Source organism: Nocardiopsis sp. CC223A, assembly GCF_030766825.1.
Taxonomy (GTDB): Bacteria; Actinomycetota; Actinomycetes; order Streptosporangiales; family Streptosporangiaceae; genus Nocardiopsis.
Map to the genome: position 1 here is coordinate 15073 of NZ_JASFDV010000086.1, position 13792 is coordinate 28864.

The following is a 13792-nucleotide window of genomic DNA, read 5'->3' on the forward strand; positions in this document are numbered from 1 at the left end:
ACTCCTCGGTCAGACGATGGGGTGGATCTCGGTCCGCTCCGCCGCGACCACGGCCACGGACCCCTCGGGCACCTCCCGCCAGTCCGGGGAGTCGTCGTGGGGCTCCGAGGCCAGCACGACGCCTCCCCCCGGTTCCCGCAGGGTGAACAGGGTGTCCCCGGCGGCGGTGCCCACGAGGGTCTCGCCGTCGGTGGCCAGCAGGTTGTAGCGCCCCTCGGAGTGTTCGCGGGCGTGGCGGACCACGGCGGCCAGCGCTCCGGGCAGGTCGCCGGAGGCCCGCCACAGGCGTACCGCGTGCCCGAACAGGGGTGCGGAGTCCACCGGGGCGCGGGCGTCGAGCACCCCGGGCGGCGGCGGCAGCGCCGCGACGAGGGCGTCGTCGTCCTTGACCGCCCCGTTGTGGCTGAACAGCAGCCGTCCGGCGCGGAAGGGCTGTGCGCTCGCCTCGTCGGTGCCGAACCCGACGGTGGCGTCGCGCACCGCCGCCAGCACGCAGCCGGAGGTCAGGCCGCGGGCCGCCTCGGCGAAGGAGGCGTCGCCCCACATCGGCAGGGCGCGCCGGTAGCGCAGCGGTTCGGGGGTGTCGTCGGGGTACCAGCCCACCCCGAACCCGTCGGCGTTGACCGTGCCGTGCCGTTGCAGCCTCGGCGCCCAGGACTGGACGTGGAGCGCGTGGGGCGCCGCGTACAGCAGGTCGTACAGTGTGCGCGGCGGCCCCAGGTAGGCCAGGTGGCGGCACATCAGGCGGGCTCCGCGTCGCGGGCGCAGCGGAATCCGCTGAAGATCTGCCGCCGGATCGGCAGGTCCCAGTTGCGGAACGTGGAGCGGACCGCCGTGGGGTGGGTGGCCCACGAGCCGCCGCGCAGCACCTTGTACCCGGAGTCGAAGAACACCTCCGAGTACTCGCGGTACGGGAAGGCGCGGAACCCGGGATAGCCGTGGAAGGTGGTGGAGGTCCACTCCCAGACGTCGCCGATGAGCTGGTGCACGCCCAGGGGGGACGCCCCGTCGGGGTGGCGGCCCACGGTCGCGGGGCCGAGCCTGCGCTGGCCCAGGTTGGCGTGGCGGGCGGTCGGCTCCGCGTCACCCCAGGGGTGGCGGTGGGACCGCCCGGTGGCCGGGTCGAAGCGGGCCGCCTTCTCCCATTCGGCCTCGGTGGGCAGCCGCTTGCCCGCCCACTTCGCGTAGGCCTGCGCCTCGTGGAAGTTGACGTGCTGGACCGGCTCGTCGGGCGGCACCAGCTCGCGGCGGCCGAAGCGGCGGCGGGACCAGCCCCCGCCCTCGCGCTCCCAGAAGGCGGGGGCCAGGGCCCCGCGCTTCTCCTTCCACTCCCAGCCGTCCCGGCTCCACCAGCGGCGGGTCTGGTAGCCGCCGTCCTCCATGAACTCCCGGTAGGCGGCGTTGGTGACGGGTGCGGTGTCGATGAGGTAGGCGGGCAGGTCGACGGTGACGGCGGGCTTCTCGTTGTCGTAGGCCCACGGGTCGTCGTCGGTGCCCATCGTGAAGGGTCCGGCGGGGACCAGGGCCTCGGCCTCCGCGGGCGGGCGCAGGGGCGCGACGGCGGGCGCCTCCTCCAGCAGCACGGGGGCGCCCCGGCGCAGCTGGTGGGTGGCGAGCATGGTCTCGTCGTGCTGGTGTTCGTGCTGGATGACCATGTGGTAGACGAACCCGGCGTCCAGCAGGCCGGGCGGGCCGGCCGGATCGTGGGGACGCCGCGGGGCGGGCACGGTGAGGTCGACGCCGTCCAGGGCGTCCAGGACCTCGCGGCGGACCCGCTCGTTGTAGTCGCGGGCCTCCTGCGGGCGCAGCAGCGGCAGGCCGGGCCGTTCGGCACGGGGGTTCTCGAAGGCGTCGTAGAGGTGGTCGATGTCGGGGCGCAGGGCCTCGCGCCCGGCGGCGGCCCGCAGCAGCCACTGCTCCTCGTAGTTGCCGATGTGCGCCAGGTCCCAGACCAGCGGTGACATCAGCGGCGAGTGCTGGGCGAGCAGCTCCTCGTCGTCGAGGGCGTCCAGGGTGAGGCCGAGGCTGCGCCGCCTGCTGTGGTCGAGCTCCGCGGCGATGCGCTCCTTGGAGATGTCCTGTCCGTTGTTCACCGAACTCCTCCACCGTGTCGGAAGTGGCGGTCCGCCGTCCCCGCGTGGGCGGGGCGCGGAGCGGGCACGCTCGGCCGCGTGTCGGCTGGGCTGAGCCCGCGCCGGGTGTGGCGGTCGGCGTAGTCGTCGACGAGGCGGGCCAGGCGCGCCGCACCCATGCGGGGCAGGGCGTCGACGGCGGCGTCGAGGCAGCGGCGGGCGCAGGCGGCCACGGCGGGGTCGGCCATGCCGTCGCGGGCCGCGCGCAGCCACAGCCTCCGGTCGGGGGCGGGGCCGCCGCAGAGCCGTTCCAGGGCCTCTTCGGCGGCGGCGCGGGCGCGCGGGTCGTCGAAGAGGGCGGCGGCGACCGCGACGGGGACCGGCCACCAGGTCAGGGGGAGGGTGTCGATCATGCGCAGTTCCCACCAGCCGCGGGGGCGCACCGGGGGGAAGAGGGTGCTCAGGTGCAGTTCGAGGTCCGCGGTGGTGGCGGGGCGCGGGCCGTTCCCGGCGATCCATTCGGCGAGGGTGATGCCGGGGTCGGTCAGCCAGGTGCCGCCGCCCCCGGGGGTCTCGGGGACCGCCATGACGGAGGCCTTCAGGGCGTAGGCGGTCCAGGCGTCGGCCGGGTCGGCGGGGCCCCCGGGTTCCAGGACGGGCGCGGTGCGGTCGGCGTCCATGCCGGCCCAGATGGCCCAGCGGGTGGACTTCCAGCCGGTGGGGCGGCCGCGCCAGAGCGCGGAGTTGGCGAACGCGGCGACCAGGACGGGGCCGAGCCGGTGCGCGAACCCCCAGCGGTCGCGCAGGTCGGCGGGGTCGGCTCCGGCGTCCAGGCACACCTGGAGTGAGGCCGTAGCGCACATCATGGTGTGTCCGCCGTAGGTGCGGCGCCCGGTGAAGAAACGGTCCATGGCCTCGTACCGGGGCAGCCGGAGCTGCCGGTGGGGTGTGCGCACGGGGTCCAGTGCGGACTCGACCAGGCCCAGGCCGTCCTGGGCGAGGGTCTTGCCGAGGTGCTCCAGGTCCTCGGCGAGCGCTTCGTGCGCTCGGGCCGGGCCGGGCAGGGCGGGCGAGCTGAGCTCGATCTGGCCGCCGGGTTCGAAGGTGACGCGGCTTCCCGCGGGCGGGGGGCCGGAGCCCTCCAGCAGCGCCGCGAGGCGGTCGACGGTGACGGTGGTGTCGGGTGCGGCGGTGTCGGTGACCAGCCACTCGGTCTCGGCCCCGACCTTGCCGGGAGGGCCGGTCTTGAAACAGACCCCGTTGATGTACTCGTGGACGTCGTCCGTGGTCATGTGCGCCATGGGGTGCTCTCCCTCAGGACGTCACCGCCCCCTGCGGGGCGGCGCCTCCCCTGTCTTCCCCCGGTCGCCGTCGTGACGAACGTACCGACCGGCCGGAAACATGAGCGGATGCGGACAGGTGTCGCATGTGCGACCTGTCTCCGGTTCGCGACATACCCGGTGACTTCGCCCTTCCCGCCGGACCGGGGCTCCCCCGCCCGCCCTCAAAGTGACTCAGATCACATTTTACGGAATCCGGTCGTGTGCGGGACGACGACGGTGTCCACCGAGTGGTGTGACTTCGTTCGGCCCCGGAGCCCCGGAGGCGACGACGCACAGATCAGCGATCCGTTCCTGTGGGAACAGCCGGTGTTCTCACACCACTCCACGGGACATGACCGGTACGGGTCCCGGGGCGCACGGCCCCGGACCGCCCGTCACCCCGCTTCGGGGGACGCCTGCCCCAGGGCCCGGACCCAGTGGCAGGCCGTGACGTGGGCGTCCCCGCCGCCGGGCAGGATCCCGGGGTCCTCGGTGCGGCACCGGTCGGCGACGCCCGCCCGCTCCGCCTCCCCCGAGGCCGGTACCGGGCAGCGCGGGTGGAACCGGCAGCCCCCCGGCACCTTCGCGGGGTCCGGCGGCTCCCCCGCCAACACCACCGGCTCGCCCCCGGCCTCGGGCAGCACCGACAACAGCGCCCGGGTGTACGGGTGCCGGGGACCGGACAGGACCTCCTCCACCGTCCCCAGCTCCACCACCCTGCCCAGGTACATCACGGCGACCCGGTCGGCGATGTTCCACGCCAGCCCCAGGTCGTGGGTGGCGATGAGGGCGGACAGCCCCAGCTCGTCGCGCAGGTCCAGCAGCAGGCGCAGGATCTCGCCGCGCACCGACGCGTCCAGGGACGCCACCGGCTCGTCGGCCACCAGCACCTCCGGTTCCAGCACCAGCGCACCGGCGATCACCACGCGCTGCCGCTGGCCGCCCGACAGCTCGTAGGGGTACCGGGACAGGAACCGCTCCGGCGGCCGCAGGCCCGCCCGGGCCAGCGCACGGGTCACCCGCTCGGCCTCGTCGGCGGTGGTCCCCCCGTGGATGCGCAGGCCCTCGGCGACCGACTCGTAGACCGTGCGCCGGGGGTTGAGCGAGCCCGTCGGGTCCTGCTGGACCAGCTGCACCCGGTGCCGGTAGGCGCGCAGGCCACGGGAGGAGTACCGCAGCGGACTCCCCTCGAAGGACACCGTGCCCGCGGTGGGGCGCTCCAGGCCCAACAGCACCCGGCCCAGGGTGGTCTTGCCGCAGCCGGACTCCCCCACCAGGGCCACGATCTCCCCGGCGGCCACGTCCAGGTCGACGCCGTCCACGGCCCGGGCGGCGGCGCGGCCGCCGCCGAACCCGGACGTGAAGACGACCCGCACGCCGCGGGCGCTCAGGATCGGCGTGCCGCTCCCCTGCCCGCCATCGGACGCGGACGCGGACGCGTCGGTCTCCGTGGTGCTCAACGGACCCCCTCCCCGACCGGACCCACGTGCACGCAGGCGGCGTGCCGCACGGACTCCCCGCGGGCGTCGGGCGCGACCGGCCACAGCGGCGGGTCGACCGTCGCGCACACCTCCTCCGCCACCGGGCAGCGCGGCCGGAACGCGCACCCCGGGGGCGGGTCGGCCGGATCGGGCGGATCGCCCGGCAGGCCGCGCGGGGCCCGCCGGGAGGCCGGGTCCCCGATCCGGGGGAAGGCCGCCCCCAGCGCCGCGGCGTAGGGGTGGGCGGGGGCGCCCATCACCTCGTGTGCCGGGCCCTGCTCCACGATCCGCCCCGCGTACATCACCGCGACCCGGTCGCAGGTGTCGGCGAGCACCGACAGGTCGTGGCTGATCATCAGCATCCCGATGCCGTGGTCGGCGACCAGGCGCTTGAGCAGGGCGAGGATCTGCGCCTGGATCATCACGTCCAGGGCGGTGGTCGCCTCGTCGGCCACGATCAGCCGGGGCGCGCAGGCCAGGGCCATCGCGATCATGACCCGCTGGCGCTGGCCGCCGGACAGTCGGTGGGGGTGGTCGGCGGCCCGGGAGGCGGGCAGCCCCACCTGCCGGAGGAGCTCCGCGACCCGCGCGGAGACCCCGTCCCGGGGGACGGTCCGGTGGATCAGCAGGGGTTCGGCGATCTGCTCGCCGACGCGGCGCACCGGGTTCAGCGAGTGCATGGCGCCCTGGAACACGATGGCCGCCTCCGACCAGCGGACCGCGCGCAGCCGCCCCCACCGCATGGTGAGGACGTCCTCGCCGGCCAGCTCCACGGCCCCGGTGACGCGGGCCGTGGCGGGCAGCAGCCGCAGCAGCGCCATGGCCACCGTGGACTTGCCGCTGCCGGACTCCCCGGCCAGGCCGAGCGTCTCGCCCGGCTTCAGGGAGATGTCCGCGCCGCGCACGGCGGGGACCTCGCCGCCGCCGGAACGGTAGGTCACGTGCAGGTCACGCACGTCGAGAAGGGAGGTCAACGCTGCTCCCGGAGTCGGGGGTCGATGACGGCCTCCAGGGCGCGGCCGCACAGGGTGAAGGCCAGGGCGACCAGGGCGATCGCCAGCCCCGGCGGCACCATGTACCACCAGATCCCGGAGCTGATCGCACCCGCGTTGCGGGCGCTCTCCAGGATCCCGCCCCAGGAGACGGTGGTGGGATCGCCCACGCCCAGGAAGGCCAGGGTGGACTCGGCGATGATGGAGGTCGCCACCAGCAGGGTGGTCTGGGCCAGCACCACCGGCATCACGTTGGGCAGCACGTGCCAGGCCATGACGTGCAGGTGGCCGCCGCCCAGCGCACGGGCCCGCTCCACGTAGGGCCGGGCCTCCACCGCCAGGGTCTGGGCGCGCACCAGGCGCGCGGTGGCGGGCCACACCGTCAGGCCGATGGCGATGATGATCGTGCCGGTACCGCGGGGCAGGACCGCGGCCAGCGCCACGGCCAGCACCAGGGTGGGCAGCACCAGGAACCAGTCGGTGAGGCGCATCAGGGCCGACGACAGCAGCCGCCCCCCGGTGCCGCCGGACGCCCCGAAGTGCCCGGCGGTCACGCCCACCAGGGTCCCCAGGGCCACCGAGACCGCGGTGGCCAGGAAGCCGACGGTCAGCGAGACCCGGGACCCCCAGATGAGGAGGTCGAGGATGGACCGGCCGTAGTCGTCGGTGCCCAGCGGGAAGCGGGCGCTGGGCGGCTCGAAGGCGGTGCCGGGCGCCCGGGTGACGGTGAGGTCGGCCGGGTCCACCAGCAGCGGCGCGCACAGGGCGAGGGCCACCAGGGCGAGCAGCCCGGCCAGGCCGACCATGCCGGCGCGGCGGCGGGAGTACTCGCGGGCGAACGAGCGCAGCGCCTCGCGGCGCCTGCGGCGGGCCAGGGCCCGCGGGGACGGGGGCGCGGCGGGCGGGGCCGCGGCGGAGTTCATGGGCGCACCCTGGGGTCGAGCAGCGGGTAGACCAGGTCGGCGACGAGGTTCATGACGATCACCGAGGCCGCGAACACCACGAACAGGCCCTGGACCAGGCCCAGGTCGGGCACGCTCAGGCCGGAGTAGAAGAGGCGTCCCAGCCCCGGCCAGGAGAACACGGTCTCGACGAGGATGACCCCGGAGACCACCTGGCCCAGGTTGAGGAAGACGAGGGTGACGGTGGGCAGCAGGGCGTTGGGCACGGCGTGCCGGCGGCGCACCAGCGCGTCGGTCAGGCCCTTGGCCCGCGCGGTGGTGAGGTAGTCGGCGCCCTTCTCGTCCATGAGGGACGAGCGCATGATCATCAGGTACTGGGCGTAGACGACCGCGACCATGGTGGCGACCGGCAGGACCATGTGCCGGGCGGTGTCCAGGGCGACGTTCCAGAACCCGGTGACGCCGGGGGTGGTCATGCCCCCGGTCGGGAACAGGCCGGGCAGCGGGTCGCGTCCGGACGCGAACAGGACGATGAGCAGCAGGCCCAGCCAGAACGTCGGCACCGACCAGAAGAACAGGGCCACCGTCGTGTTGACCCGGTCGCCCGCACCCCCGGGCCGCCAGCCCGAGCGCACGCCCAGGAACAGGCCGAGCAGGGCGGCGATGGCGGTGCCGGTCCCGGCGAGCAGGACCGTGGGGCCCAGCGCGTCCAGGATGAGCTCGGCGACCGGCCTGCGGTACTGGAACGAGGTGCCCAGGTCCATCCGGAACAGGCCCAGGGCGTAGTCGAGGAACTGCTGCCACAGCGGCTGGTCCAGGCCGAACTGTCGGCGCAGCTCCGCACGCTGTTCGGCGGTGACCTCGCGGCCCTCGGTCATGGCGCGGACCGGGTCGCCGGGCAGGATGCGGAACAGGAAGAACCCGGCGACGACCACCCCGGCCAGGGAGAGCACGGCGGTGAGCAGCCGGCCGCCGACGTAGCGGAGCACGCGGCCGGTGCGGCCGCGGGCGGCGGGCCGTGCGGGCCCGGCCGGGGCGGAGGCGGGGGTCTCCTCCGCCCCGGCGGTGAGCGGGGCGCCGGTCACTCGCGGTCCTCCGCGGTGGCCCGGCGGCGGAACAGCCAGAACGCGCCCCCGGCCACGAGCACCAGCGCGACCGCGCCGACGCCGACCCACACCCCGGTGGACACGCCGCCCGCGGCCGGCCCCGAGCCCGGCCCGCCCTCGACGGGCCGGGCCGCCCAGAACGCCCAGTAGCCGTCCTGGCCCCAGATGTTGCCGCCCTCGGCGGGCTGGGTCAGGAGGGTGCCCTCCTGGATCTGGTCGGTCCGGTAGGCCTCCCGGATGTCCGGGTAGGTCATGACGTTGACGACGGCCTCCTCGTAGAGGATGCGCTGGAGGCCGTGGATGATCTCGGCGCGCGCGGCCCGGTCGTACTCCTGGAGCTGTTCCGCGTACAGCTCGTCGTACTCCTCGTTGCAGAAGTACGCGTCGCCCTGCATGGTGCCCGGTTCGGTGGGCAGCGCGTCGCAGGTGTGGATGCCGAACACGTAGTCGGGGTCGGGGTTGACCGTCCACCCGGTGAAGATCAGGTCGTACTCGGCGGCGTACAGGGCGTCGCTGAGCACACCCGGGTCGACGGTGAGGTTCTCCACCTCGATGCCGATGTCGGCCAGGCGCTCCACGATGATCTTGCCCGCGCTGACGTTGTCGGGCCGGTCCTGGTGGACGTGCATGCGCAGTTCGAGGCGGTCGCCGTCGGGCGAGACGCGCACACCGTCGTCGCCCATCTCGTAGCCCGCCTCGTCGAGCATGGCGTTGGCGGAGTCGGGGTCGAAGGCGAGCACGGCCTCGGCGCCCTCCAGGGACCAGTGGAAGTCGGCGTAGCGGGCCGGGATGTAGCCCCCGGCCGCCGTGGCCCGGCCGCCGTGGGCCTTGTCCACGATCTCCTGGTTGTCGATCGCCATCACGATGGCCCGGCGCAGGGTGCGGTCCGCGAGGGCCGGGTGGCCGTCGCCGAACTCCTCGCCGTCCTGGGTGACGGCGCCCGGGTTGACGGTGAACGCCTGGAACCGCTTGCCGTCGGCGAAGTTGACCGCGATGTCGGAGGCCTCCGACAGGGCGTCGGCCTGGGCGGCGGTCAGCTCGTAGACGAAGGAGACCTCGCCGCTGCGCAGGGCCTCGACGGCGGCGTCCTTCTCGGGGTAGTAGCGGAAGACGAGGTCGTCGAAGCCGGGGGCGCCGTTCCAGTGGTCGGGGTTGGCCTGGAGCGTGATGCTCCGGCCGCGCTCGTGGGAGGTGAGGACGAAGGGGCCGCTGCCCACGCTGGGCAGGGCGTCGCCGTCGGCCGGGTACTCGGCGAAGGCGTCCCCCTCGCTCTCGACGATGGGCTCCCACACGTGCCGGGGCACGATGGGCACCGTCAGCGACTCCATGGTGGCCTGGGGTTCGGCGAGCTCCACCACCACGGTGTGGTCGTCGGGCGCGGTGACCTCCTCGAACCCGGCGACGTAGCTGCCGTTGGCGATGGCCGCGGACTCGTTCTCCATGATCGTGGTGAACGTCCACACCACGTCGTCGGAGGTGAGCGGTTCGCCGTCGGAGAAGGTGACGTCGTCGCGCAGGTGAAAGGTCCAGGTCAGGCCGTCCTCGCTGGTGTCCCAGCTCTCCGCCAGGGCCGGAGCGGGGTTGGCGGTCTCCTGGTCGTTGGTGACCAGCGGGTCGTAGATGTGGGACAGGATGTTGGTGGTGACGGCGAGCTGCGCGGTGAACGGGTTGAAGGAGTCCACCTGTTGGGCGACCGCCACCGTGAGGGTGCTCCTCCCGCCGGGGGCGGCGTCGGCGGCCGCGGGGGCGGCGGCGGTCCCGACGACCAGCAGCAGCGCGCTTCCCGCGGTCGCCGCCCGACAGAGCGGCGACAGGGTCGGAGGGTGGTGGGAGTGCATCTGGGCCCCTGTCAGGATCGTGGGGTGGTGGCCTGCGCCACCAGGGGGTGGTTCGTTGTCTACCAACGGACCCCGATAAGCGTCAATGACCTACAAGGTGCGCCGTGACATCGCAATACATTCGCGGCCGACCGCTTGAACAGGGGGGTTTCCGGGGCGTTGAGTGGCGAATGGTGAAGACCGTGATGACCCCGCCTTGGCACTGTTCTTCATACTCCGCTACGGTTCCCGCCATGATGGGGCACTCTCACGCACTGAGCGGCGTGGTCGGCTGGATGGCGGTCGTACCGCTCGTCCAGGGGACGCAATTCCTGGGCCTGGACTTCAACCTCGGCCCGAGCGAGATCATCGCCGGTTCTCTGGTGTGCGCGGGGGCGGCCCTGCTCCCCGACGTGGACCACAAGAGCGCGACGGTCACCAAGACCTACGGCAAGGTCACCGAGGTGCTGAGCGACATCCTGTCGTTCGTCTTCGGCGGCCACCGGATGGGCACCCACTCGTTCTTCTTCGCGATCCTCATGGGTGTGCTCGTACAGCTCCTGGCCCTGTGGTCGGAGCTGGCGGTGCAGGTCTTCGTGTTCCTGCTGATCGGCATCGCACTCCAGGGCCTGGGTTTCGGACTGGACAAGAACCGGACCGCGTCGGGGATCATCAACGCGCTGGCGACGGCGGCGATCACCCTGGCCCTGTTCTCGTCCGGGACCAACTACACCTGGCTGGGCCTGGCGGTCGCCTTCGGCGTGGTCCTGCACTTCATCGGCGACATGATCACCAAGATGGGCGTGCCGATCTTCTGGCCGTTCTGGAAGAAGCGCATCGGCCAGAACATGGGCTTCAAGACCGACGGCCCGGTCGAGCAGAAGGTGGTCACCCCCCTGCTCACCGTCGGTGTGATCATCGGCTCCATCTACCTCTTCGACTGGCCCTCCCTGCTCCCGGCCGGACGCTGACCCTCCCCCGTCCCCCGCGCCCCGCCCCGGCGGGGCGCTTCCCTTTTCCGGGCCCCGGGCTAAGGTGTGTCCCGTGACACGGACCACTGAGAGCCTCACCCCGGAACTGTACGAATACCTCGTCGCGCAGGGCACCCCGGTCGACGGCGTGCTCGCCGACCTGGTCGAGGAGACCGCGCGCCTGTTCCCCGCGGGCAAGGGGATGCAGATCGGCCCCGAACAGGGCACGTTCACCACCCTGCTCACCCGGATCTCCGGCGCCCGCGACGCCGTGGAGGTGGGCACCTTCACCGGCTACTCGTCGCTCTGCATCGCCCGCGGCCTGCCCGACGACGGCACGCTGCTGGCCCTGGACGTCAGCGACGAGTGGACCTCCGTCGCCCGCCGCTACTGGGAGCGGGCGAAGGTCGCCGACAAGATCACCCTCCGGCTGGGCCCGGCGCTGGAGTCCCTGCGCTCCCTGCCCGCCGAGCCGCGGTTCGACCTGGCCTTCATCGACGCGGACAAGGAGGGCTACGTCGGCTACTGGGAGGAACTCGTCCCGCGCATGCGCGCCGGCGGGATCCTGCTGGCCGACAACACGCTCTCCCACGGCCGGGTCGTCGACGACGCCGAAACGTCGGCGCACGTCCAGGGCATCCGCGACTTCAACGCCCACCTGGTCGCCGACGACCGGGTCACCCAGGTCCTGCTGCCCATCGGCGACGGCCTCACCCTGGCCCGCAAGAACTAGGAGTGTTCGACGGATCGTTCCGGGCCCGCCCGTCGCCCGCCGCCACCCTCGGCGGACGCCTTCGGCTCGGTACTTCCGCGGAGCCGCGAGGCCGCCTCTCGCCGCGCCGCCCGCGCTCGGCCGGCCGAACCCGGTCGGGCCCCCGCTGTGCGACACCGCCGAGCCTGCGAGGCGATGCACGGTAGGGGCGCCTGGGCTCGTCATCTTGCGAGAGACCGCCTCGCAGGCTCGGCGCCCTCGGAGTGCGGGAACCTTCGGTTCCGGGGGTGCGGTCCTCGTTCCTCGGACCGCGCCTCCAGAACCCCGCCGGCGCCTCGCGGGGCCTCTCCGGCACCACCCGGTGCGGGATTGTCCACAGGGTGACGGTTTTCCCACCCGGAACCGCCGCCCCTTCGATAGTGTCCGGTTCCATGCGGTTGCTGCACACCTCCGACTGGCACCTGGGCCGCTCCTTCCACCGGGAGAACCTCCTCGACGCCCAGGCCGCCTTCCTCGACCACCTCGTCGACACCGTCCGGGAGCGGGCGGTCGACGTCGTGCTCGTGGCGGGCGACCTGTACGACCGGGCCCTGCCGCCGGTGGACGCGGTGCGCCTCTTCGACCGGGCGCTGGGGCGCATCCGGGAGACCGGGGCGCGGGCCGTCCTCATCGCCGGCAACCACGACTCCATGGCCCGGCTGTCGTTCGCCTCCGACCTCATCGACGCCGCCGGGGTCCACCTGCGCAGCGCGCTGGACGGCATCGGCGAGCCGGTGCTCATCGAGGACGAGCACGGACCCGTCGCGTTCTACGGCATCCCCTACCTGGAGCCGGAGATCGCCCGCCACCACTGGGGGCTGGCCGAACGCGGGCACCCGGCGGCCCTCGGGCACGCCATGGACCTGGTCCGCGCCGACCTGGCCGGGCGGCCCGGCACCCGCTCGGTGGTGCTCTCGCACGCCTTCGTCGCGGGCGGCGAGCCCTCCGACAGCGAACGCGACATCTCCGTGGGCGGCGCCTCGCACGTGCCCGCCTCCGTGTACGCCGGGATCGACTACACCGCCCTGGGCCACCTGCACGGCCGCCAGACCCTCACCCCCGCGGTCCGCTACTCCGGGACCCCGCTGGCCTACTCCTTCTCCGAGGAGCACCACCGCAAGGGGTACTGGCTGGTGGACCTGGACGCCGACGGGCTGGGGGAGGTCGAGTTCGTCGACGCCCCCGTGCCCCGGCCGCTGGCGCGGATCCGCGGCCGCATCGACGACCTGCTCGACGACCCCCGGTGGGAGCGGTACACCGGCCACTGGCTCCAGATCACCCTCACCGACCCGCGCCGGCCCGCCCAGCCGATGGACCGGCTGCGCGAGCGGTTCCCGCACACCCTGGTGCTGGAGTTCGCCCCCGAGGGCGGCACGCCCGCCACCCGGCCGGTGGCCGCGCCGGTGGCGGGCCGGGCCGAGCGCACGGTGATCGGCGACTTCGTGGAGTGGGCGCGCGGCGTCCCCGCCACCCCCGAGGAGACGGCCCTGGTCGAGGCCGCCGTGGAAGAGGTCCGACTCCGGGAAGGACAGCGCTGATGCGCCTGCACACCCTGACCGTCCAGGCCTTCGGGCCGTTCGCGGGCACCGAGACCGTGGACTTCGACCGGCTCGGCGCCGGCGGGCTGTTCCTCGTCCACGGGCCCACCGGGGCGGGCAAGACCTCGGTGCTGGACGCCGTCTGCTTCGCCCTGTACGGCTCCCTGCCCGGGGCCCGCGGCAAGGACGACTCCTACAAGAGCCACCACGCGCCCCTGGACCGCCGCCCCGAGGTGCGCCTGGAGTGCACGGTGCGCGGCCGCCGTATCCGCATCACGCGGTCCCCGCGCTGGGAGCGGCCCAAGAAGCGGGGTTCGGGCACCCTGGTGGAGAACCAGAAGGTCATCGTCGAGGAGCTGGTCGGCGAGCGCTGGGACGGCGTGACCACCCGCCCGGACGAGGCCGGCCAGTTCGTCGGCGACCTGGTGGGGCTCACCCTGGACCAGTTCTGCCAGATCGTGCTGCTCCCCCAGGGGGAGTTCTCCCGTTTCCTACGCGCCTCCGCCAAGGACCGGCGCGCCTCGCTGGAGCGGATCTTCAACACCGGCGTGTTCCGGGAGCTGGAGGACTGGTTCGCCGAACACGCGACCCGGCTGCGCCGCGAGGTGGAGGCCGCCGACCTGCGGGTGCGCGAGAGCGCCGGGCGCATCGCCGAGACCGGCCGGTCCACCGCCCCGGAGGACACCGAGGCGCTGTGGGCCTGGGCCAGCGAGCTGACGGCGCTGACCGCGGCGGTGGCCGACGAGGTCGCCCCGGTGGTGGACTCCGTGGTCGGGGCCCGGGAGGCGGCCGCCCGCGCCCTGGCCGAGGCGCAGGCCCTGGACCGGCAGCGCACCCGGC

Annotated in this window: 12 protein-coding genes; 4 read left to right on the forward strand and 8 right to left on the reverse strand. The window is 73.8% G+C overall.

Going from position 1 to position 13792, the window contains the following annotated elements:
• Window positions 1-9 precede the first annotated feature (9 nt).
• The 8 genes from egtC to QJS33_RS25965 form a co-directional block, all read right to left on the reverse strand.
• Window positions 10-741: an ergothioneine biosynthesis protein EgtC gene (egtC, locus tag QJS33_RS25930; RefSeq protein WP_306370694.1), complete on the reverse strand. Its 732-nt coding sequence runs from the start codon at window positions 739-741 to the stop codon at window positions 10-12.
• A complete protein-coding gene (gene egtB, locus QJS33_RS25935; protein WP_306370695.1) occupies window positions 741-2093 on the reverse strand; it encodes an ergothioneine biosynthesis protein EgtB in 1353 nt (450 codons plus the stop codon). The genes egtC and egtB overlap by 1 nt, the downstream gene beginning before the upstream one ends.
• Window positions 2090-3373 (reverse strand): ergothioneine biosynthesis glutamate--cysteine ligase EgtA, encoded by a 1284-nt coding sequence (egtA, locus tag QJS33_RS25940; RefSeq protein WP_306370696.1) that lies wholly within the window; start codon window positions 3371-3373, stop codon window positions 2090-2092. The genes egtB and egtA overlap by 4 nt, the downstream gene beginning before the upstream one ends.
• A 416-nt stretch (window positions 3374-3789) precedes the next feature.
• A complete protein-coding gene (locus tag QJS33_RS25945) occupies window positions 3790-4854 on the reverse strand; it encodes an ABC transporter ATP-binding protein (RefSeq protein ID WP_306370697.1) in 1065 nt (354 codons plus the stop codon).
• On the reverse strand, window positions 4851-5849 hold the full coding sequence (locus QJS33_RS25950; RefSeq protein ID WP_306370698.1) for an ABC transporter ATP-binding protein: 999 nt from the start codon (window positions 5847-5849) through the stop codon (window positions 4851-4853). Before QJS33_RS25950 ends, QJS33_RS25945 begins: the two co-directional genes overlap by 4 nt.
• A complete protein-coding gene (locus QJS33_RS25955) occupies window positions 5846-6790 on the reverse strand; it encodes an ABC transporter permease (RefSeq protein WP_306370699.1) in 945 nt (314 codons plus the stop codon). Before QJS33_RS25955 ends, QJS33_RS25950 begins: the two co-directional genes overlap by 4 nt.
• On the reverse strand, window positions 6787-7854 hold the full coding sequence (locus tag QJS33_RS25960) for an ABC transporter permease (protein WP_306370700.1): 1068 nt from the start codon (window positions 7852-7854) through the stop codon (window positions 6787-6789). Before QJS33_RS25960 ends, QJS33_RS25955 begins: the two co-directional genes overlap by 4 nt.
• Complete coding sequence (locus QJS33_RS25965; RefSeq protein WP_306370701.1) at window positions 7851-9713, reverse strand: ABC transporter substrate-binding protein; 1863 nt, start codon at window positions 9711-9713, stop codon at window positions 7851-7853. Before QJS33_RS25965 ends, QJS33_RS25960 begins: the two co-directional genes overlap by 4 nt.
• Before the next feature lie 233 nt (window positions 9714-9946).
• Between QJS33_RS25965 and QJS33_RS25970 the strand changes: the two genes are divergently transcribed.
• The 4 genes from QJS33_RS25970 to QJS33_RS25985 form a co-directional block, all read left to right on the forward strand.
• Window positions 9947-10663: a metal-dependent hydrolase gene (locus QJS33_RS25970; RefSeq protein ID WP_306370702.1), complete on the forward strand. Its 717-nt coding sequence runs from the start codon at window positions 9947-9949 to the stop codon at window positions 10661-10663.
• A 73-nt stretch (window positions 10664-10736) separates the two neighbouring features.
• Window positions 10737-11396, forward strand: coding sequence for an O-methyltransferase (locus tag QJS33_RS25975; RefSeq protein WP_306370703.1), 660 nt, complete (start codon window positions 10737-10739; stop codon window positions 11394-11396).
• A 410-nt stretch (window positions 11397-11806) separates the two neighbouring features.
• The gene (locus tag QJS33_RS25980; protein WP_306370704.1) at window positions 11807-12952 is read left to right on the forward strand and encodes an exonuclease SbcCD subunit D; all 1146 of its coding nucleotides are present in this window, start codon (window positions 11807-11809) and stop codon (window positions 12950-12952) included.
• On the forward strand, window positions 12952-13792 hold an 841-nt coding region (locus QJS33_RS25985; RefSeq protein ID WP_306370705.1), incomplete at its 3' end, for an SMC family ATPase. The genes QJS33_RS25980 and QJS33_RS25985, both read left to right, overlap by 1 nt.

What these genes read in the sequence shown, in the direction of transcription:
- egtC (WP_306370694.1), bottom strand. Translation starts at nt 741, where the DNA reads ATGTGCCGCCACCTGGCCTACCTGGGGCCGCCGCGCACACTGTACGAC.
- egtA (WP_306370696.1), bottom strand. Translation starts at nt 3,373, where the DNA reads ATGGCGCACATGACCACGGACGACGTCCACGAGTACATCAACGGGGTC.
- QJS33_RS25955 (WP_306370699.1), bottom strand. Translation starts at nt 6,790, where the DNA reads ATGAACTCCGCCGCGGCCCCGCCCGCCGCGCCCCCGTCCCCGCGGGCC.
- QJS33_RS25965 (WP_306370701.1), bottom strand. Translation starts at nt 9,713, where the DNA reads ATGCACTCCCACCACCCTCCGACCCTGTCGCCGCTCTGTCGGGCGGCG.
- QJS33_RS25970 (WP_306370702.1), top strand. Translation starts at nt 9,947, where the DNA reads ATGATGGGGCACTCTCACGCACTGAGCGGCGTGGTCGGCTGGATGGCG.
- QJS33_RS25980 (WP_306370704.1), top strand. Translation starts at nt 11,807, where the DNA reads ATGCGGTTGCTGCACACCTCCGACTGGCACCTGGGCCGCTCCTTCCAC.